Annotated in this window: 16 protein-coding genes; 9 read left to right on the top strand and 7 right to left on the bottom strand. The window is 70.0% G+C overall.

Translation table 11 applies throughout. The features are described 5' to 3' along the window. Nucleotides 1-36: 36 nt before the first annotated feature. A complete protein-coding gene (locus tag OG417_RS23860; RefSeq protein WP_329260149.1) occupies nt 37-447 on the top strand; it encodes a VOC family protein in 411 nt (136 codons plus the stop codon). Nucleotides 448-516: 69 nt separating this feature from the next. Here the strand turns inward: OG417_RS23860 and OG417_RS23855 are convergent, their stop codons facing one another. From OG417_RS23855 to OG417_RS23845, 3 genes are all read right to left on the bottom strand, one after another. Next, nucleotides 517-1947: a lipase maturation factor family protein gene (locus OG417_RS23855; protein ID WP_329260146.1), complete on the bottom strand. Its 1431-nt coding sequence runs from the start codon at nt 1945-1947 to the stop codon at nt 517-519. Nucleotides 1948-1959: 12 nt separating this feature from the next. Then, entirely contained in the window at nt 1960-3396 is a 1437-nt protein-coding gene (locus OG417_RS23850) for a phytoene desaturase family protein (RefSeq protein ID WP_329260143.1), read from the bottom strand. A 110-nt stretch (nt 3397-3506) separates the two neighbouring features. After that, nucleotides 3507-4835, bottom strand: a complete 1329-nt coding sequence (locus tag OG417_RS23845; protein ID WP_329260140.1) for an erythromycin esterase family protein — start codon at nt 4833-4835, stop codon at nt 3507-3509. Between the two features lie 62 nt (nt 4836-4897). On the opposite strand from OG417_RS23845, the gene OG417_RS23840 reads away from it, so the two are divergent. After that, nucleotides 4898-5440: a helix-turn-helix domain-containing protein gene (locus tag OG417_RS23840; protein WP_329260138.1), complete on the top strand. Its 543-nt coding sequence runs from the start codon at nt 4898-4900 to the stop codon at nt 5438-5440. Between the two features lie 17 nt (nt 5441-5457). On the opposite strand, the gene OG417_RS23835 is transcribed toward OG417_RS23840, so the two are convergent. Further along, the gene (locus tag OG417_RS23835; protein ID WP_329260135.1) at nt 5458-6429 is read right to left on the bottom strand and encodes a LacI family DNA-binding transcriptional regulator; all 972 of its coding nucleotides are present in this window, start codon (nt 6427-6429) and stop codon (nt 5458-5460) included. Between the two features lie 254 nt (nt 6430-6683). On the opposite strand from OG417_RS23835, the gene OG417_RS23830 reads away from it, so the two are divergent. Genes OG417_RS23830 through OG417_RS23810 form a run of 5 tightly spaced genes read left to right on the top strand, consistent with a single transcriptional unit; the run spans nt 6684 to nt 13433 of the window. Next, a complete protein-coding gene (locus tag OG417_RS23830; protein WP_329260132.1) occupies nt 6684-8615 on the top strand; it encodes a glycoside hydrolase family 127 protein in 1932 nt (643 codons plus the stop codon). A 30-nt stretch (nt 8616-8645) separates the two neighbouring features. Beyond that, nucleotides 8646-9890, top strand: coding sequence for a sugar ABC transporter substrate-binding protein (locus OG417_RS23825; protein WP_329260129.1), 1245 nt, complete (start codon nt 8646-8648; stop codon nt 9888-9890). Nucleotides 9891-9920: 30 nt separating this feature from the next. Next, nucleotides 9921-10889, top strand: coding sequence for a carbohydrate ABC transporter permease (locus OG417_RS23820; protein WP_329260126.1), 969 nt, complete (start codon nt 9921-9923; stop codon nt 10887-10889). After that, nucleotides 10886-11707: a carbohydrate ABC transporter permease gene (locus tag OG417_RS23815; RefSeq protein WP_329260123.1), complete on the top strand. Its 822-nt coding sequence runs from the start codon at nt 10886-10888 to the stop codon at nt 11705-11707. The genes OG417_RS23820 and OG417_RS23815 overlap by 4 nt, the downstream gene beginning before the upstream one ends. Before the next feature lie 37 nt (nt 11708-11744). Beyond that, a complete protein-coding gene (locus OG417_RS23810) occupies nt 11745-13433 on the top strand; it encodes an RICIN domain-containing protein (RefSeq protein WP_329260120.1) in 1689 nt (562 codons plus the stop codon). Nucleotides 13434-13566: 133 nt separating this feature from the next. On the opposite strand, the gene OG417_RS23805 is transcribed toward OG417_RS23810, so the two are convergent. Further along, nucleotides 13567-15072, bottom strand: coding sequence for an arabinofuranosidase catalytic domain-containing protein (locus OG417_RS23805; RefSeq protein ID WP_329260117.1), 1506 nt, complete (start codon nt 15070-15072; stop codon nt 13567-13569). Nucleotides 15073-15185: 113 nt separating this feature from the next. Then, nucleotides 15186-16556: an endo-1,4-beta-xylanase gene (locus OG417_RS23800; protein WP_329260114.1), complete on the bottom strand. Its 1371-nt coding sequence runs from the start codon at nt 16554-16556 to the stop codon at nt 15186-15188. Here OG417_RS23800 and OG417_RS23795 point away from each other — a divergent pair. Both OG417_RS23795 and OG417_RS23790 read left to right on the top strand, forming a co-directional pair. Beyond that, complete coding sequence (locus OG417_RS23795; RefSeq protein WP_329260111.1) at nt 16555-16695, top strand: hypothetical protein; 141 nt, start codon at nt 16555-16557, stop codon at nt 16693-16695. The two genes, OG417_RS23800 and OG417_RS23795, sit on opposite strands and share 2 nt — an antisense overlap. A gap of 167 nt (nt 16696-16862) precedes the next feature. Beyond that, nucleotides 16863-18635 carry a cellulose binding domain-containing protein gene (locus OG417_RS23790; protein ID WP_329260108.1) on the top strand — a complete coding sequence of 591 codons (1773 nt, stop codon included), beginning with the start codon at nt 16863-16865 and terminating at the stop codon, nt 18633-18635. 232 nt (nt 18636-18867) lie between these two features. On the opposite strand, the gene OG417_RS23785 is transcribed toward OG417_RS23790, so the two are convergent. After that, nucleotides 18868-20193 carry a glycoside hydrolase family 6 protein gene (locus OG417_RS23785; RefSeq protein WP_329260105.1) on the bottom strand — a complete coding sequence of 442 codons (1326 nt, stop codon included), beginning with the start codon at nt 20191-20193 and terminating at the stop codon, nt 18868-18870. Nucleotides 20194-20225: the final 32 nt, after the last annotated feature.

Genomic DNA, 20225 nt, shown 5'->3' with positions numbered 1-20225 from the left:
GAGTCCTCCCGGCCGGCCGGCTGGGAGGATTCGGGTGTGCAGGGTGAGAGCCGGTTTGATCGCGAGTCGCCGGACGCGGCGGCGTCGGCGGGGCGGAAAGCGGACAAGGGGCGGGAGGGCTCGCCGGGTCTCCGCCTGGGCGGCATCGTCATCGACGCCGTCGACCTGGACCGGCTCGCCCGGTTCTGGAGCGCGTTGCTCGATCTACGGGTCACCCGCCGGGAGGAGGACTGGGTCAGCCTCGGTCCCGGTCTCGCGCTTCAGCGGGTGCCGGAGCCCAAGATTGCCAAGAACCGCGTCCATCTGGATCTGGTCGCCGACGACTTCGCCCGGGCGGTCGTACGGGCGGCCGAACTCGGCGCCACTCCGGCCGGGGAGATGCACGAGGACCTCTGGCAGGTCTGGCGAGACCCGGAGGGCAACGAATTCTGCATCTGCGTTTCCTGACGCCAGGCCGCACGCGTTCTCGCCGCGCAGGACCTCCGGTTCACCGGCGGCACGGGTCACCGGGCATTCTCACCGGGCGTCCCGCCGGATCGGCGGGCAGTAGTCCACGATCGGTTCCCGGTGCCACCAGGCGCCGGTCCGGCGGCGTTCCTCGCGGGTCGTGAAGCGGTACAGGAACAGGCGGGCGCGTACGGAGGCGGGCGGCGCGCCGGGGAACGGGTTGTGGCGGAGCAGCCGCAGTGTCGCCCGGTCGTTCTCCAGCAGCTTCGCGACGAACCGGACGAACCACGGCTCCGCGTAACCGACGGAGAGGGCGGCGAACCACATCATCCAGTCGAGTCGCAGATGGTACGGCGCCACCTGGGGTGGACGCCGGTGGACGTCGCCGGGCTTGCCCTTGAACTCGTACTCCTTCCACACGGTCCGCGGTCCGGGCTCCGCGTCGTCCGTACCCTCGACGATCACCTCGTACCGTCTCTTGCTGACGGAGCCGAACGCGCCGTAGGTGTTGACCAGGTGGAAGGCGTTGAAGCTGGCGTTCATCCGCTGCCGTCGCGAGACCAGGTTCCGCACCGGCCAGTAGCTGAGCGAGACGACCAGGAGCGTCACCGCCACGGCCAGGACCTGGTGCCACCGCGGCTCGGCGGCCGGGCTCGGGCCGATCGACAGGTGTACGAGGTGCGCGACCGCCCGCCAGTCGACCACGGAGGCCGCCAGGAGCACGGTGATCCAGTTCAGCCACGCGAAGTTCCCCGACACGATCAGCCAGAGCTGGGTGACGATGACGATCGCCGCGGCGACCGTGGCGTACGGCTGCGGTGTGAACAGGCCGAAGGGGACGACGAGCTGCGTGACGTGGTTCGCCAGGACCTCGATGCGGTGGAGCGGCCGGGGCAGGTGATGGAAGGACCGGCTGAGCGGGTTCGGCATCGGCTGTGTCTCGTGGTGGTAGTACAGGCACGTCAGGTCCCGCCAGCAGCGATCACCGCGGATCTTGATCAGGCCCGCGCCGAACTCCAGGCGGAACAGCAGCCAGCGCAGCAGCCACAGCACCAGCGTCGGCGGCGCGGTCCGCGCGTTGCCGAGGAAGGCGGCGAGGAGACCCGACTCCAGCAGCAGCGACTCCCAGCCGAAGCCGTACCAGACCTGGCCCACGTTGACGATCGACAGGTACAGGAGCCACAGCACGGCCCACAGCACCATCGAGGCCCACAGCGGCACCGCGTCGGCCGCCCCGCCGGCGACCGCGGCGGCCACCGCCGCTCCCGCCCAGGCGACCGTCGCGAAGCACCGATCCGAGTAGTGAAGGTGGAAGAGGCTCGGCGCGAGGCGGAACGGCACCCGGCGCACGTACGCGGGGATCGGCGTCAGGCCGCCGCTCCCGAGCAGCGCGCGGAACTGGTTCGCCGCGACGACGAACCCGACCAGGTACGTCAGGGCCAGCCCGCGCTGGAAGACCAGCCGGCCGGGCCCGTGCCCGGGGTCGGTGAGCCAGTGCATGGCGTGTTCCCCTCACCCCGCTCCGGCGCCGAAGACACGTCTCAACGCGGCCCGCGCCGCGTGGTGGCCGCCCATGCCGTGCACGCCCGGTCCGGGCGGCGTCGCCGACGAACACAGGTAGATCGCCGGGTTCGGCGTCGCGTACGGGACACGGGCGACCGTCGGGCGGAACAGCAGCCGCAGGCGGTCGCACGCGCCGCCCGCGATGTCACCCCCGACGTTGTTGGCGTCGTGCTCGGCGATCCGCTCGGGACCGGCGGCGCCGCGGGCGAGGACGAGGCGTCCGAACCCCGGCGCGAATCGCTCGATCTGCCGCTCGATCGCCGCGGTCAGGTCGCCCGTCCACCCGTTCGGCACGTGCCCGTACGCCCACAGTACGTGCCGGCCGTCCGGCGCACGCGAGGGGTCGAACAGGGTCGGCTGGGCGGTGATGAGGAACGGCACGCCGGGGACGCCGCCGCCGTACGCCGACCGGAGCGCGCCGCCGATCTCCTCCACCGACGAGCCGAGATGCACGGTGCCGGCCCTGCGGCAGGCATCGGAGGTCCACGGCACCGGTCCGGACAGCGCGTAGTCGACCTTGAAGACGGCGGGCCCGTGCCGGTACCGCCGGAGCCGTTCGGCGTACCGGCGCGGCAGCCGGTCACCGGCCATCGCCGCGAGCTGCTCGGGCATGACGTCGAGCACGTACGCGCGGGCGGCGGGCAGCTCTTCCAGGCTTCGGACGCGCCGCCCGGTGACGACCCGCCCTCCGAGGGAGTTCAGGTACGCCACCAGAGCGTCGGACAGCGCCTGCGAACCGCCCCGCGGGAACGGCCAGCCGACCTCGTGGGCGGCCAGCGCGAACAGCAGCGCGACGCCGCCCGTCGCCGGCGTGCGCAGCGGCGCGATCGCGTGGGCGGCCAGCCCGGCGAACAGGCCACGGGCGTGCGGGCCCCGGAACAGGCGTGCCAGCAGTGCGGCCGGGGCCCCGGCCCGTACGCCGAACCTCGCCAGCAGCAGGGGGTGAGCCGGCCACGAGGCGAGCGGGGCCCGCAGCACGTCGCCGGCGAGTGCGTCCCACCGCCCGAGGAAGGGCGCGACGAGCCGCCGGTAGACGGCCGCGTCGGGGCCGAGCGACGCGGCCGTCTCCTCGACCGACCGCGCGAGTGTCGCGGCCGACCCGTCGTCGAACGGGTGGGCGAGCGGGAGGGCCGGATGCACCCAGCGCAGGCCGTACGCTTCGAGCGGCAGCGCGCGAAGCGCCGGAGAGCCGGCGCCGAGGGGATGCACCGCCGAGCAGACGTCGTGCCGGAAGCCCGGCAGCGTCAGCTCCGCCGTCCGCGCGCCGCCGCCCGCGGTCGCCTCCGCCTCGTAGACGTGCACGGCCAGCCCGGCCCGGGCGAGCGTCACCGCCGCGGTCAGCCCGTTCGGCCCGGCCCCGACCACCACCGCGTCGACATCGGCCATGGTCCGGGCCCTGCCCCGGCGCCCCGGAATTACACCGCCGGCCGCGACCGCTGCCGACTCCCACCGTCACACGGAGCCGAGCGGGGGCCGAACCGGCAGAACCGCCGGGGTCACCGCGGGTTCCAGTGCGAGAACGCCTCCTGTACGTCGTGCGGGGAGCAGGCGAGGGCGGCCGGGTCGGGCTCGGCCGCCGTGACGTCGGGGAGGTGGACGATGAGGTCGTAGGCGTCGAGTGGGTTCAGGTCGACGTGGAAGGTGCCGAAACGTTGCCGGGCGGCGGCGCGGACGGCGTCGGCGTCGGCCGGTGACAGCCTCCGCAGGTCGGTCGCGAAGGGCCCGTCGTGGCTGGCGGCCATGAGCGCGTCGAGGGTGCCGGGCTCGGGCGGCCCCATCGGGGTGAAGAGCGTGCCGGTGTAGAAGTCGGCATCGGTGTTGAGGGCCTGGCCGGTTCCCGTGGTCGTGCCGATGACGAGGTAGTCCTCGCCGAGCCGGTCGGCCAGGTGCGTGCCCGCGGGTGTCGCCGTCTCCGGCATGCCGGGCAGGATGCCGGGAAGGCGCTGGATGTGACCGTTGTGGGCGGCCAGGACGATCCGGTCCTCGCGGCGCAGGATCCACTCGACGTTGTCCGCGATCGCGGCGTCGCGGTCGAACATCACCGTCGGCCGGTCGCCGCGGGCCATCGCGCGGGCGAGCGCGTCCAGGGTGATCGTGAGGTGCAGCGAGCGCAGCGCGCGCTCGTACGCGCCGGCCGTGGTCCGCCGGGTGTAGTCGAGGCGGCGTCCGGTCATGCGTACGGTCAGCTCGGCCAGGCCCGCGGTCAGTGCGTCCTTGGCCGCGGGCTCGAGCCGCGCGTAGGCGCCGATGGCCGTGGGGATGGAGAACGCCGATGACGCGGCGAAGACGGCGGCCGTCTCCCGGATGCCCGGATCCAGCCGGTACCCGGGATCGGCCTGCGCCAGGTAGGCGATGACGGCGTCCAGGCTCGGCAGCAGGGACGCGTTGGAGCCGGACAGGTCGGCGCCGTAGAAGCCGACCGGCCGTGCGGCGGTCCGGTTGTGGTGGCGCATCCACTCCAGGTGGGCGCGCATCTGGGTCCACAGTCCCATCAGTGACGTCATGCCGTTCGCCAGGACCTGTCCGAGATCGTCCTCACCGCCCCGGACCCAGTCGTCGGTCCGCCACCCTTCGGCGAATCCCGACTCCATCGCATACGCGCCGAACCCGTGCCGCTCGACCAGATGGCGCAGGAGGCGGTGGCGGAGCCGGTAGGTCTCGGCGTTGTAGTGCGCGCTCTCGCCGATCGCCACCACCCGCGCGGCGCCGATCGCCTCGTCCAGCCACTCCAGGTCATCCAGTGGCGCGTCCGGGTCCAGCGTGCGCAGCGGCCTCACCGCCGGGGCGCTCAGCCGGCCGGCCGCCGCCGAGGTGCTGTCGGTCACTCGGTACCCCTTCCACCGTTCCCAATTTTGGGAATGGTACCGAATATGGGGATACTCGAGGAGTGGACGCCCTGGATCTGCTGCTGCATCCGGTACGCATGCGCATCGTCTACGCCCTGTCCGGCGGGCGGGTACGCTCCACCGCCGATCTGTGCGCGAGCCTGCCCGAGGTCCCGAAGACCACCGTGTACCGCCATGTCGGCCTGCTCGCCGACGGTGGAGTGCTGGAGGTCGCCGACGAGCAGCGGGTCCGCGGCGCGGTGGAGCGCCACTACCGGCTGCGCCTGGACCGGCCGCGGATCGAGGCGGAGGCGGGCGCGTCGATGTCGCCGGACGACCACCGCCAGGGGTTCACCGCGGCCGTGGCCGCCCTGCACGCGGAGTTCGACGCCTACCTCAACCGGCCCGGCGCCGACCCGTACGCCGACCTGGTGGGCTACCGGCAGGGCGTCGTGTGGCTCAGCCGTGACGAACTGATCGAGATGCTCGGCGAGGTGCGGGCCGTCCTCGCGGCCCGGGCCGGGAACCAGCCGGCCCCCGGCCGCGCCCCCCGCCTGATGAGCCTCATCCAATTTCCGATCGACGAGTCCGGGAATTGCCCATAACCGTGGGGGCGCGCCGGTCAGGCGGAGTCGCGGACGATCAGCCGGCACGGGACCCGGTGCAGGCCCGGTGACGACTTTTCGTCGATCGCTTCAAGGAGACGCAGGGCGGCGATGCGTCCGATCTCGGTGAGGTCCACGTCGACGGTGGTCAGCGGCGGCCGGGACGCGAGAGTCATCGCGTCCCAGTTGTCGTAACCGACGACGGCGACCTGGTCGGGCACGCGTACGCCTCGCTCACGCAGGGTGTCCGTCACTCCACGGGCGATCTGGTCGTTGCCGCAGAAGAACGCGTCGGTGTCGGGCGCCGCTCGCAGCACCGTCTCCGCCACGCGCCGGCCCCATGCTTCGCTCCAGTCACCGAAGTGGGCGCGACCGGTGGCGAATCCCAGCGAGGCGTCGTTCAGCAGGCGTTCGGTGAAGCGGGCGCGGTCGGCGGCCGCCGCGTGGTGGGCCGGACCGGTGACGTGGGCGATCCTGGCACGGCCGCTGCTCAGGAGGTGCTCGACGGCCAGTCCGCAGCCCTGCTCATCGTCAGAGACGATCGAGATGTCCAGGGGGTCGGTGGAGGGAGACAGGGCGTAGACGACGGGGACGCCGTCGTGGACGCCGGGCAACGGCGGGCGTGGGTCGGTGCGGCGGCCGGTGACGATGATGCCGTCGACCCGCCGGTCCATGAGGTTCTGCAGGTGGTGGCGTTCGCGGATGAGATCGCCGCGCGTGTCGCAGAGCAGGACCGAGATCCTGCCCGCGCCCAGGGCGTCCTCGGCGCCGAGGAGCACCGGGATGCTGAAGCGGCCGATGCCGTCCGTGGTGATCAGGCCCACGGTCCAGCTCCGGCCGGTGTGCAGGCTCTGCGCCTGCTGGTTGGGGCGGAAGTCGAGCGACTGGGCGGCGTCCTTGACCCGCCGGCGGGTCTCGGGGCGCATGCGCCCATTGCCGCTGAGGGCACGGGAGGCCGTGCCGACGCTCACCCCTGCGAGTTCGGCCACGTCACTCAGGGTGACTCTCGCCCGGGTGGTGTTGCGACTTCGTCCCGACACGCGCAGTCCTTTGCTCACTGATCGCTGCCGACTTCATGATGCCACCGACGGTGCACGCTTGGCCAATCCTCGATAAGACCGTGAAACCTGGGATAACACCCTTGACGCCCTGGCATGTTAACCATACGTTCCGGCATGGAAAACGTTTGCGCACTTGCGCGGCCGCGCCTGCCGTTGCCGGAAGGCCAGCACCGAGGAGATCCATGTCCCGTATGTCCTCGTCCACCGCCGGAGTAGGCCCGGTCCGGCTCGGACCGCAGGCGCGAGCGGCGCTGCGCCCGACCGAGGCACCGGCGGTGACCGGCGGCTTCTGGTACGACCGACGCGTGATCAACGCCCAGGTCTGCATCCCCCAGGGTCCCCGGTTGCTGGAGTCCGCGGGCAACCTGCACAACCTGCGCCTCGTCGCGGGTGAGACCGAGGGCGCCTTCCGCGGCGACTACCCCTTCCAGGACACCGACGTCTACAAGTGGCTGGAGGCCGCGTCCTGGCAGCTCGCCCAGGACGCCGTGGCCGGCCGGGACACCGGCGCGCTGAGCGCCGAGGTCGACCGCATCACGGCGCTGGTCGCCGCGGCACAGCAGGAAGACGGCTACCTCAACACCTGGTTCCAATCCGGCCGGGGCGACGGTCGGTACAGCGACCTGCGGTGGGGTCATGAGCTGTACAACGCCGGCCATCTCATCCAGGCCGCGATCGCCCACCACCGCGCCACCGGGCGTACCGAACTCCTCGACGTGGCCCGCAGGTTCGCCGACCACATCGGCACCGTCTTCGGGCCCGCCGGCAGCGGCCGGCCGATCGACGGGTTCGACGCCCACCCCGAGGTCGAGACCGCGCTCGCCGAGCTGTACCGGGAGACCGGCGACCGGCACTACCTCGACCTCGCCCGCTACTTCGTCGACCGGCACGGCCACGGCCTGCACGGTCACGAGGCGTACTGCCAGGACAGGGTGCCGCTGCGCGAGGCCGAGACGGTCGAGGGCCACGCCGTACGCCAGTTGTACCTGCTCGCCGCCGCCGCCGACCTGGCGATCGAGACCGGCGACGAGTCTCTCGCCGCGGCGGGCGTCCGGCTGTGGCACGCCATGGCCGCCACCAAGACCCACCTGACCGGCGGTGTCGGCGCGCATCATGAGGAGGAGGACTTCGGCGACCCGTACGAGCTGCCGACCGAGCGCGCGTACTGCGAGACCTGCGCCGCCGTCGCCTCCATCCAGTTCGGCTGGCGGATGGCCCTGCTGACCGGGCAGGCCCGCTACAGCGACCTGATCGAGCGCACCCTGTTCAACGGCTTCCTCGCCGGGATGTCGCTGGACGGCGAGAGCTGGCTCTACGTCAACCCGCTCCAGGTGCGCGACGGTCACGTCGACGGGGGCGGCGACAAGTCGTCCCGCCGGACTCGCTGGTTCCGCTGCGCGTGCTGCCCGCCGAACGTCATGCGCCTGCTCGCCGGCCTGGAGCACTACTTCGCCTCCACCGACGGCCGGGGGCTGCAGATCCACCAGTACGCCTCCGGCGTCTTCCACGGCGAAGCCGATGGCGCACCGTTGAATGTGAGCGTTAACACCGACTATCCGTGGCGAGGTCGTACCGCTGTCACCGTCGAGCGGACTCCCGGCACACCCTGGACGCTCTCGTTGCGAATCCCGCAGTGGTGTACCGAGTACACCCTCGGTGGTGTCACCACCGACGCCGAGGTCCAGGACGGATGGCTGCGGATCCGCCGATCCTGGACCACCGGTGACGAGGTCGTCCTGGACCTCGACCTCGCTCCGCGCCTGGTGTCCGCCGACCCACGGGTGGACGCGGTACGGGGCTGTGTCGCGATCGAGCGCGGCCCGCTCGTCTACTGCCTCGAACAGGCAGACCACCCCGGCGGGGGCCTCGACGACGTTGTGATCGACGCTGCCGGCCCGCTCACCGTCAAGGAACGCCCCGACCTGCTCGGCGGGGTCGTCACCATCGGCGGCACCGGGTACCGGCGGTCACTCCCCGAGCCGGGCTGGTGGCCGTACGCCCCCGCCGATTCGTCCCAGGCTCCGGGCACCCCTCTGGAGCTGGTCGCCGTGCCGTACCACGCATGGGCCAACCGCACCGTCGGCAGCATGCGCGTCTGGCTGCCCGCCTCCTGACCGGCCTTCCCCACTCTCTACGAGGTCATCATGAGACATCTGCACCGCACCCTCATCGCCGCCGTACTCGCCACCGGCACACTGACGTCCGCCGCCGCGTGTTCCTCCTCCAGCGGGAGCGGCTCCGGCGGCTCGACGTCGGGCACCTACACCTTCTGGGACCCGTACCCGCAGTTCGACGACTCCTCCGACTGGGCCAAGCGGGTCACGAGCTGCGGTGCGCAGGCCGGTGTCAGCGTCAAGCGCACCGGAATGGACACCACCGACCTGGGCAACAAGGCTCTCCTCGCCGCCCAGCAGGGCAGCGCTCCCGACGTCATGCTGGTCGACAACCCGGTCGTCTCCACGCTCGTCCAGGCCGGCATCCTCAACAAGGCGAGCGACCTGGGCCTGGACACCTCCGCGATCCAGCCGAACATCACCGGTGCGGGAACGCTCAACGGCGCCGCGTACGGCGTCCCGATCGGCGCCAACACGCTGGCCCTCTACTACAACAAGAACGTCCTCAAGGCCGCCGGCGTCGAAGCCGCGAGCATCAAGGACTGGGCCACGCTGACCTCCGCCCTGCAAAGGATCAAGGCCGCCGGGAAGAAGGGCATCACCTTCTCCGCCATCGGCACCGAGGAGGGCAGCTTCCAGTTCCTGCCCTGGTTCTGGGGCGCCGGCGGCGACCTGACCAAGGTGAACGCCCCCGCCGGAGTAGCGGCGCTGTCGCTGTGGAAGAGCTGGGTGGACCAGGGACTCGCGCCCAAGGACGTCCTCCAGAACACCCAGACCACGAGCTGGCAGGAGTTCGCCACCGGCAAGTACGCCTTCGGGGAGAACGGCACCTGGCAGCTCGCCAACGCGGCCAAGGCCGGCTTCCCGTACGGGGTCATCAACATTCCCGGCGAGCACGGCGGCCCGGCGCCCGTGCCCACCGGCGGCGAGTTCGTCACCGTGCCCGTGCAGAAGAGGACCGGGCGCTACGCCGTCAGCACGAAGATCGTGAACTGCCTGGTCAGCCCGGCGAACCTGCTGGCGACCGACACCACGCTGTCCTACATCGCGCCGACCGCAGCGGTGCAGAAGCAGCAGGTTCGGCAGGACGCGGCGCTCAAACCGTGGGTCTCCGCGGTGGCCGCGGCCCGCGGGCGTACGAGCAACGGCCTTGGCACGAGGTATCCCGTGATCTCCCAGCGGCTCTGGGCCGCGGTCCAGTCGACGCTGTCCGGCGGCAAACCCGCGCAGGGCGCCCTCGACGCGGCACAGCAGGCCGCCGCCTCCCACCGCTGACCCTTCCGGCGCCGAAGCAAGGAGCTCTGCATGACCCTCGCCCGAACCGACCACCCGCAGCAGTCACCGGCCGCGGTCCGGGCGACCGCAGGCTCCGGGACGCCGCACCGCCGCGTACACCGCCGGAAGAGCCGGCTCACCGCCTGGGCGTTCATGCTGCCCCTGGTGATCTACCTGGCCGCGTTCTACGTCTATCCGCTCTACCGGAACCTGGACCTCAGCATGCGCCGTTACACGGTGCGGTCCTTCGTCGAAGGCGACGCGCCGTTCGCCGGCTGGGCCAACTTCGACCAGGTCCTGCACGACCCGACGTTCGGGCCGGCGATCCGTAACACCCTGGTGTTCACGCTGGTCTCGATCGCGGTCCAGTACGGAGCGGGGCTCGCCCTGGCCGTCTTCTTCAACCGCCACTTCCGCCTCTCCGGCCTCCTGCGAGCCCTGTTCCTGGTCCCCTGGCTGCTGCCGCTGATCGTGTCCTCGTCCACCTGGGCGTGGATGCTCAACAGCGAGAGCGGTGTCATCAACTACGCCCTCCACTTCGTCGGCGTCTCCCCGGTCGACTGGCTCGGCTCACCCCACTGGGCCCTCACCTCGGTGATCATCGCCAACATCTGGATCGGCATCCCGTTCAACCTGGTCATCCTCCACAGCGGGCTGCAGAACATCTCCGCCGACCTGTACGAGGCGGCCGCGCTGGACGGCGCGGGAGCGTGGCAGCGGTTCCGGCGGCTCACGTTCCCGCTGCTGCGGCCGGTCACCATGGTCGTGCTGCTGCTCGGCTTCGTCTACACGCTCAAGGTCTTCGACCTCATCTGGATCATGACGAAGGGTGGTCCCGGGGACTCCTCCTCGACGCTGGCCACCTGGTCGTACCGGCTCGGGTTCGGATCTCTGCTGCCGCAGTTCGGCCCCGGCGCCGCCGTCGGCAACGTCCTCATCGTCATCGCCCTGGTCTTCGGGCTGCTCTACATCCGCATACAGAGGAGGCAGGAGGCATGATCGGACGACGGCGCGGGATCCGGGTCACCGCGATCGGCATCGTGCTCACGGCCCTGATGCTGTTCCCCGTCTACTGGATGGTCAACGTCTCGCTCACGCCACAGCGGGACATGCGTAAAAGCCCGCCGGACCTCCTGCCGCGGCACCCGACGTTCGAGGGCTACCGGGCCGTCCTGCACGACCAGTTGCCGTACCTGATGACCAGCCTGCTCATCGGTCTCGGCACCGTGGCGCTCACGCTGGTCCTGGCCGCTCCGGCCGGGTACGCGCTGGCCAAACTGCGCCCGCGCGGCGGCGGCGCGCTCGGCCTCGCGTTGCTGGTCGCCCAGATGATCCCGGGGATCGTCATGGCCATGGGGTTCTATGGGATCTTCCTGAACCTCGGGCTGATGAACACCTGGTGGGGACTGATCGTCGCCGACTCCACCATCGCCGTGCCGTTCGGTGTCCTGATCTTCCGGGCGTTCATGTCCGGCGTCCCCGACGAACTCCTCGCCGCCGCGCGCATCGACGGTGCCGGAGCGTTCCGTACGTTCTGGTCCGTCGTCCTCCCGGTCAGCCGGAACGCGCTGGTCACCGTCTCCCTGTTCAGCTTCCTGTGGGCCTGGTCGGACTTCGTCTTCGCCAACACCCTCGACGGAGGTGGTGACCTGCGCCCCATCACGCTCGGCATCTACCACTACATCGGCAACAACAACCAGGAGTGGAACGCGATCATGGCCACCGCCGTGGTCGCTTCGGCGCCCGCCGCGCTCCTCCTCGTCCTCGCCCAGCGGTACGTGACCGCCGGTGTCACCGCCGGAGCCGTCAAGGACTGATCTTCCGCCGGCCTCGCCCCCCACCCGGAGTGTCCCCATGAAGAAGAGGACCCGTCTCGCCCTGCTCACCGCCGCGCTCACCCTGGCTCCGGCCCTGACGGCCGCGCCCGCACACGCGGCCACCACGCTGGTGGTCAACGCCGGCTCCGTCCTACGGCCGGTCACCCACGTCGCCACCGGCTCGTTGTACGGTCTGGCCAACGCCTCCACGCCCTCCGACACCCTGGTCCAGCAGATCAAGCCGAACACATTCGTGCAGATGCCCGCGGGCGGCCACCAGCAGGGGTCCGGCGACATCCTCGTCGTGGCGCCGAAGGCGGCCCGCGCGGGCGCGAAGGTCGTGGACCGCCTGTCGGACTACTACGCCGGCTGGCCCTACCAGTTCAGCTGGTCCAACTGGCTGAGTGTCGTCGACCAGCAGATCTCCCAGGTGAAGGCGTCCGGGATCACGAACCTCGCGTCCTGGGAGCTGTGGAACGAGCCCGACGGCACCTGGCTGTCCTCCAACGGCAGCTTCGAGAGCTTCTGGACCACGACGTACCGGGAGGTGCGGTCCAAGGACTCCCAGACGCCGATCCAGGGACCGAGCTTCTCCGACAACATCGGCGACATGCAGAACTTCCTGCAGAACGCGGTGAACACCAATACGGTCCCGGACATCATCTCCTGGCACGAGCTGGAGAACTCCTCCAAGATCGCCGGGGACATCTCCACGGTCACGACCATCGAACGGAACCTGGGCATCACCCCGCGCCCCATCGCGATCGAGGAGTACGCCGCGCCGTCCCAGGTAGGCATCCCCGGCGCGTTGATTGGTTACATCGCCAAGTTCGAACGCCTCGGCGTGCACGACGCCGAACTGGCCTTCTGGAACCAGTCCGGCGCGCTCGGCGACCTCCTGACCGGCCAGGGCGGCTCACCGAACGGCGCCTACTGGCTCTACAAGTGGTACGCCGACATGAGCGGCGACATGCTCACCACCACCCCGCCCGCCTCGACCGGCCTGGACGGAGCCGCCGCCATCAACAGCGCCGGTAACCAGGTCAGCGTCATCTTCGGCGGCGGCTCGGGCTCGACCGCGGTCACCGTGAACGGCCTGGGCTCGGCGTTCGGCGGCACGGTCCACGCGAAGCTGGAGTACACCCCGTCGAACGGCCGCACCACGGCGGTGGCCGGCCCGACCACCATCTCCGAAGGCGACTACGCCGTCTCCGGCGGATCGGTCACCGTGCCGGTGACGATGAACTCCGCCTACGGCTACCACCTGGTCCTGACCCCGGGCAGCGGTTCCTCCTCACCGTCCGGCCCGTACCGGATCACGAACGTCAACAGCGGCCTGGCCCTCGACACCCAGAACTCCGGAACCGCCCAGGGCACCCTGGTGGACCAGGCCACGGTCAACCAGTCCAGCAACACCCAGACCTGGGTCCTGACCTCGGCCGGCTCCGGCCTCTACAAGATCGCCAATCAGGCGAGCGGCCTGCTCCTGGGCATCACGAACATGAGCACCTCGGACGGCGGCACCGCCCTGATCTGGGGCGACAACGGCACGGCCGACCACCTGTGGCAACTGGTCGCGGACGGTAGCGGCCACTACAAGATCATCAATCACAACAGCGGCCTGCTGCTGGGCGTCACCAACATGAGCACCGCCTCGGGCGCCCAGGTGATCCAGTGGGACGACAACGGCACCGCAGACCACCTGTGGACCCTGACGGTCCGCTGACGTCCTGGTTCCCGTGCGGACGGCGGCCGCCCCGAAGGGCGGCCGCCGGGTCGGCAGGCGGGCCTTACGTGGCAGCGGGGTCCGTTCGCCTGCCGGTGACGGAGGGCCGGTTCGGGCCGGTCAGGGCCTGTCGTCAGCGGGGGGTGAAGTCCTGGTTGTTGCCGGCCGCGTTCTTGCACGGCCACTGGTCCAGTTGCTGACCCGCGTTGTTGCCCGCGCCGTAGACGTCCAGGCACAGGCCGCTGTTCTGGTTCTGGAACGCCCATGACCCGTCGGACTGGGCCACCGGCCGCCACATCGAACTCGCCGCGCCGTTACGCGCCTGCTGCACGATGTCCGGGACGCCCTGTGAGGTCGAACCGCCGGCGACCGCCACCACCTGACCGGAGTTCTGCGCCTGCAGTTCCCCGTAGCCGTTCGAACCGGGCAAGAACTGGAACTGCTGGTTGGACTGCCCGTTGCAGGACCACTGATCGATCGCCGCACCCGCCGTACTCGTATTGCCGAACACATCCAGGCACAGGCCGTTGTTGCCGACGACCAGCTGGTGGTAACCGCTCGGGTACGAACCACCGGTGCCGCCGCCCTGCCCGTAGCCGGCGGAGGTGATGTTGGCCTGTACGGCGTTCTCGGTGGCGTCGGTGGGATAGCCGGAGGTCATGACGCCTTCGTAGAAGGTGCCGGCCGAGCCTTTGCTGTTGTCGCCGCCGATGCCCAAAATGATGGCGCCTTCTTTGTGCATGGGGTTGTAGCCGGAGACGTTGGGACGGACGCCGTCGTAGAAGGTGGACAGGCCCCCGGACTGGGCGTTGCCGCCGCGGATGGCCCAGTGGTTGGGCTGGCCCTTGATGATCGCGGTGGTGTAGCGGTGGTTCACCGTGGGGTCGTTGGCGTTATAGCCGGCGTTGACCCCGGAGAACAGGCCGTTCTCCAGGTCGGCCATGATCCACGGGCCGTTGCCGGTGCCATAACCCCAGACCCGGATGTTGCCGAAGTAGATGGCCTCCATGTGCCCGTTACCGGTGTCGTTGTTACTGGTCTCGGCATTGCCGTAATCGAAACAACACCCACCGTTGTAGTGCGTGCCATCGAAGATCGCGTACATCCCCTCGGCCGCGTCCCCGGTCGCGATGCCCGAGGTGTGGTCATTGCGGTAACCGGTACCCGGAGCCACATAGACGCCGTACGCCTTCTGCCCGCCGACCGTGGTGGGAGCCGCGGTCGCGTTCGCCAGGTTGTCCGGCCCACCCGCCGCACCACCGCCGGGAGCCTGGGTCAGGTTGTTCCCCCGCCCCGACTGGTCATAGATGATCGTGATCACACAACTCGTCCCCGAACAGAACGAGTCCTGCGTGGCGGCGTTGGCGACCCCACCGGCACTCAGTACACCGATGTCCCGGGTCGCGTTGTCCGACGAACGCCGGACCTGGTACAACGGCCCGTTATACGAGGCGTACAGCGCACGGGTCGTACTGTGCGCCGCCACGCAGGGCGTGCCGCCCGCCGCGTAGATGTCACAGGGCAGCGACGCCGCCGACGCGGTGCCGGTGAGCGCCGACGTGCCGAGGGCGAGCACGGCCGCCGCCGTGGCCGTCAACGACACGGCGATCGGTCGCAGGCGGGTGGGAAGTGGGGGCATGAAAGGGACCTCCGTCAGTCGTGGATGGTGGTGACGTACGCCCGGCCGAGCGGGCGGCCGGGCGCCGGCCGGACGCATCGTTCACGTCCGGCCGACGTCTGCGAGTGGGCTGATCAGCCGGTGCAGGCGGTGCCGTTGAGCGCGAAGGTCGCGGGCGCCGGGTTGCTGCCGTTCCAGGAGCCGTTGAATCCGAAGCTCGCGCTGCCGCCCGTGCCCAGGGAACCGTTGTAGGAGACGTTCTTGGCGGTCACGTTCGACCCGCTCTGGGTCACCGTGGCGTTCCACGCCTGAGTGACCTGTTGACCCGCACCGAAGGACCAGGTCAGCGTCCAGCTCGACACCGGATCACCCAGGTTCGTCACGCTCACGTTCGCGCCGAACCCGCCCGACCACTGCGAGCCGACCGTGTACGTCACCGAGCACCCGCCGTCGCCCGGCGGCGGTGACGAGCCTCCCCCGCCGTACGGGACGCCGCCGCCGAGCGCCGACAGGACCGCGTCGTAGGCGGGCTTCTTGTTGCCGCCGCCGTCGAAGAGCAACGGGTTGTCACCGCTGCGCCAGGAGTCGCTGTCGCGGATGCCCCACACGGTGATGCCGGCGCAGCGCGAGACGTTCACGCAGTCCTTGACCGTGGTGGAGTAGGCGGTCGACGGCGCCGTGGCGATGTCGAGCTCGGTGAGCTGGACGTCGACGCCGAGAGCGGCGAAGTTGCTCAGGGTGGTCGGGAAGCTCGCCGGCGGCCCGCCCGAGCCGAAGTGGCTCTGGAAACCGACGCAGTCGATGGGCACGCCGCGGGACTTGAAGTCCCTGACCATGGCGTAGACGCCCTGGGTCTTGGCGTCGGACCAGTTCTCGATGTTGTAGTCGTTGTAGCAGAGCTTGGCCGAGGGGTCGGCGGCCCGCGCGGTGCGGAACGCCTCTTCGATGAAGCCGTTGCCCAGCACGTTCTGGAAGACCGAGCCGCGATGCTGGGTGCTGCCGTCGGCGAACGCCTCGTTCACCACGTCCCAGGCGTAGATCTTGCCCTTGAAGTGGGTCATCTCGGTGGTGATGTGATTGTCCATCACGCTGCGCAGCGTGTTCGCGTCGGTGATGGAGCCGACCCACCCGGGCAGCTGGTTGTGCCACACGAGCGTGTGGCCGCGCAGGCGCTGCCCGTGCGCCTGCGCGTGGTTGACGATCTGGTCGGCGGGGCCGAAGTTGAACGAGCCGCGGGACGGCTCGGTGGTGTCCCACTTCATCTCGTTCTCCGGGGTGATCATGTTGAATTCCCGGTCGAGAATCGTGGAGTACGTCGAGTCGCCGAGCCGGCCGGCGGCCACCGCGGTACCGAAGTAACGCCCGGACGCCGCGGCCTGGGCGCCCAGCGTGGTGGCGGCCCGCGCCGGCGAGGGCACGAGCACGGCCGCGCCCACGACCGCGACAGCGGCCGACAGCACCGAGACGAGCGCCCGTACCCGACGGGGTCGGAGCGAAGGTTTCATGATCGAGGTCCTCTCATCGGCAACCCTCCTGATGTTCGGCATCTCGAACACAATGCGAGATATTGGAATTGGTTCCAGCCGGGAGTATCCGGGCAGGCCGAGCGAAGTCAAGGAATTGTCGATTGCGCGCCCCGAGTGACCCGTTCGGGTGCTGGTAGCGACCATGGCGCGCATGAAAGAAAATGAAAGATGACGCGGCAATGAACACCTATTGCGAGCCCTACCGGGTCGACGTACGAATAATCAAGGCGCTATACCGCTCATTGGAGCGAAGCGAAGACCAGGATTCCCATGACAGGAGTGCCGGTGAGAAGACTCAGAGCCGCATGCCCGTCCCGGCCTTTCCTCCGCGGGCTCGCCGGAGCCGCGGGGCTGGCCGCGGCCGTCCTCGTCCCGGTCGGCACGACGCCCGCCTCGGCCGCCACCTCCGTCGACGTGTCGGTCGACACGAGCCGTTCGCTGGCCTCGATACCGTCGGCCGCGGTCGGCATGAACGTGGCCGTGTACGACGGCTACATGAACGACTCCCCCGTGCCCGGCCTGCTGAAGGGCGCCGGCATCGGCGCGGTGCGCTACCCGGGCGGCTCGTACGCCGACATCTACCACTGGAAGACCAACACCACCGACGGCGGGTACGTGGCGCCGAACACCGACTTCGACTCGTACATGGGCACGGTCCGCGCGGCCGGCGCACAGCCGGTCATCATCGCGAACTACGGGTCCGGCACGCCGCAGGAGGCCGCGGACTGGGTGCGCTACGCCAACGTGACCAAGGGGTACGGCGCCAAGTACTGGGAGATCGGCAACGAGGTCTACGGCAACGGCGAGTACGGCTCCTCGTGGGAGAACGACACCCACTCCAGCAAGAGCGCGACCACGTACGCCCAGAACCTGCTGCAGTACGCCACCGCGATGAAGGCGGCCGACCCCACCATCAAGATCGGTGCGGTGCTGACCACCCCGGGAAGCTGGCCGGACGGCATCACCGGGCCCGGTGACGGCGCCGACTGGAACCACACCGTCATGTCGATCGCCGGCTCGAAGATCGACTTCGTGGTCGTGCACTGGTATCCGGGCGGCGACAGCCCCGCCGACCTGCTCACCAAGCCGCAGGCGCAGATCGGCACCATCACCGCCACGCTGCGCTCACTGATCAACCAGTACGCCGGCGCGAACGCGCCCAACGTCGGCATCGCCGTCACCGAGACCAACTCCACCATCGACAAGGACACGCATCCGGCCGCGCTGTTCGCGCCGGACGCCTACCTCACCTGGCTGGAGAACGGCGCGTTCAACGTCGACTGGTGGAACCTGCACAACGGCTCCAACGGCACCAGCATCGTGAACGGCGCCACCGACTACGACGATGAGGGTGTGCTCTCCAACGCCTCGGGCAGCGAGCCCGCCGCCGAGACGCCGTTCGCGCCCTACTACGGCATCCAGCTGTTGACCAAGCTCGGCGCGCCCGGCGACACGCTCGTACGCACGACCGGCAGCCAGTCGCTGCTGACCGTACACGCGGTCAAACGGAGCAACGGGGACGTCGACCTGCTGTTCGTGAACAAGGACCCGTCGAACGCCTACACCGCGAACCTGTCCTACAGCGGCTTCACCCCGTCCTCGGCCACGCCCACCGTCTACACGTACGCGCAGAACGCCACGTCCATCACCTCCACGACCGCCGGCAGCGCCACCAACCAGACGATTCCGGCGTACTCCCTCGTCGTCGTCCAACTCCACCCGGGCGGCGGGGGCGGCGGCAGCGCCTGCAAGGTCGACTACACGAAGAACGAGTGGCCGGGCGGGCTCACCGCCGGCATCACCGTCACCAACACCGGGACCAGCCCAGTCAACGGCTGGACACTCGGATTCGCCTTTCCCGGCGACACGAAGGTGACCAGCGCCTGGAACGCCACGGTGACACAGTCCGGAACGGCGGTGACCGCGAAGAACGCGACGTACAACGCCACGATCGCCGCGGGTGCGGCCGTGTCGTTCGGGTTCCAGGGCACCTGGGCGAGCGACGACGCCGTTCCGACCGCCTTCACGCTCAACGGCACGACCTGTACGACCGGCTGAGCCGTCCAGCGGAGGGAAGGATCGCGGGCCGGCGGGTGACTCACCGCCGGCCCGCTCGCCTCGAACAAATTGTGGTTTCTACGACATGACGCCTGGCATCGAAGAATGGACGTTCTTCGACGTGCTCCCTTCGTTGGAATCGCCGATATCCGGGTTCGTCGAATAGGAGGCGTCAGCGGTCTGGAACATCAGATACCAGACCTTTTGCGGCCGCCTCCGGCGTGCGAACCGTTCACGATGCCGAACAGGTGACGGTGAGGGAGGAGGCGGCGCCGCCGGCGGTGAAACCGACCTGGGCGGAGGCGCCCGGTGCCAGCGCGCCGTTCCACGACGCGTTGCCGACCGTCGCGGTGGATCCGCTCGTGGTCAGCGTGCCGTTCCACAGCTGGCTGATCGATACGCCGGCGGGTAGCGAGAAGGTGAGCTTCCAGCCGTTGATCGCCGCGTTTCCGGCGGTGACGGAGATCTGCCCCTGGAACCCGCCCTGCCAGGAACTCGTCGTCTGGTACGCCGCCGCGCAGGTGCGGTCGCCCGGCGGGTTCGGATCGGATGACCCTGGCGGGTCGGGGGCCGTGCTCGCGAGGTTGTAGGCGAGGTCGGGCACGAAGCTTCCGGCCGCGTAGACGCAACCGTCGGCCTCACCCGGCGGTTTGACCCACAGGTAGCCGTCGATGTTCTGGTCGCCGGTGTCGAGGGTGGGGTAGGTGCCGATGCGGTGGTCGGTGTTGTCGTCGCCGCACCAGTCACCCGCCGCGCCGACGGCGCCGCCGTCGCGGCTGGTGTCGATGATCTGGTGCTTGCCGGAGATGCCCTGGGACTGCAGATAGGAGATGATCGCCCGGCCGTACGCCGCCTCGTTCGACAGCGGCTGGAAGTTCGACACGTCGGTGAAGAATCCGTCGGCGTACTGGACGCCGGCGGCCTTCAGACGGCTGCCCTGCTCGCCGGCGGAGTTCCAGGCCGAGTGGCCCCCGTCGAGGTACACCTTGACGTTCGCGTCGGCGCGTTTGATCGTCTGCACCGCCTGGGAGATCGCCTGGTCGCGGGCCGTGACCTCCGAGCCGCTCAGGCAGCTCTGCAGGGCGAGCGCGTCGGTCTCCAGGATGACGATGACCGTCCGGCCGCCCAGCCCGTTGGCGAATCCGGTGATCCACTGCTGGTACTGGCCGAGGTCGGGGGCCCCGCCGGCGCTCGCACCGCCGCAGTCGCGGTTCGGGATCTCATACACCGAGAAGACGGGGATCTGGTTCGCGGCGTTCGCGGCGTTGACCACGCCGGAGACCTCGGAGGTCACCGTGCCGGGGTCGAAGTTCGACAGCCAGTGGGCCTGCGGCTGGCTGGCGATCTTGTCGCGGATGACGGGCGTGCGCGCGTCACCCGGGTTGGCCTGGACCCATCGGGCCGCCTGCGAGGTGGGATCCCGGTAGAGGGTTCCGGACAGCGTGCCGGCCCGGGCGTCGCCGACGCCGAACAGTCCGGCGGTGACGGTCGCGCAGGCGACGGCCACCGCGGCGGTGGCCGCCCTCCAGCGGCCGCCGCCCCAGAGATGATCACTCATCATCCGTCCTTTCGGTGGGATTTCGCCTCGCC

This window comes from Actinoallomurus sp. NBC_01490, from assembly GCF_036227085.1.
GTDB lineage: Bacteria > Actinomycetota > Actinomycetes > Streptosporangiales > Streptosporangiaceae > Actinoallomurus > Actinoallomurus oryzae.
The sequence above is the reverse complement of the archived record's forward strand: the minus strand, read 5'-3'. Positions and strand labels throughout refer to the sequence as shown.

What these genes read in the sequence shown, in the direction of transcription:
- OG417_RS23855 (WP_329260146.1), bottom strand. Translation starts at nt 1,947, where the DNA reads ATGCACTGGCTCACCGACCCCGGGCACGGGCCCGGCCGGCTGGTCTTC.
- OG417_RS23850 (WP_329260143.1), bottom strand. Translation starts at nt 3,396, where the DNA reads ATGGCCGATGTCGACGCGGTGGTGGTCGGGGCCGGGCCGAACGGGCTG.
- OG417_RS23830 (WP_329260132.1), top strand. Translation starts at nt 6,684, where the DNA reads ATGTCCCGTATGTCCTCGTCCACCGCCGGAGTAGGCCCGGTCCGGCTC.
- OG417_RS23825 (WP_329260129.1), top strand. Translation starts at nt 8,646, where the DNA reads ATGAGACATCTGCACCGCACCCTCATCGCCGCCGTACTCGCCACCGGC.
- OG417_RS23820 (WP_329260126.1), top strand. Translation starts at nt 9,921, where the DNA reads ATGACCCTCGCCCGAACCGACCACCCGCAGCAGTCACCGGCCGCGGTC.
- OG417_RS23815 (WP_329260123.1), top strand. Translation starts at nt 10,886, where the DNA reads ATGATCGGACGACGGCGCGGGATCCGGGTCACCGCGATCGGCATCGTG.
- OG417_RS23810 (WP_329260120.1), top strand. Translation starts at nt 11,745, where the DNA reads ATGAAGAAGAGGACCCGTCTCGCCCTGCTCACCGCCGCGCTCACCCTG.
- OG417_RS23805 (WP_329260117.1), bottom strand. Translation starts at nt 15,072, where the DNA reads ATGCCCCCACTTCCCACCCGCCTGCGACCGATCGCCGTGTCGTTGACG.
- OG417_RS23795 (WP_329260111.1), top strand. Translation starts at nt 16,555, where the DNA reads ATGATCGAGGTCCTCTCATCGGCAACCCTCCTGATGTTCGGCATCTCG.
- OG417_RS23800 (WP_329260114.1), bottom strand. Translation starts at nt 16,556, where the DNA reads ATGAAACCTTCGCTCCGACCCCGTCGGGTACGGGCGCTCGTCTCGGTG.
- OG417_RS23785 (WP_329260105.1), bottom strand. Translation starts at nt 20,193, where the DNA reads ATGAGTGATCATCTCTGGGGCGGCGGCCGCTGGAGGGCGGCCACCGCC.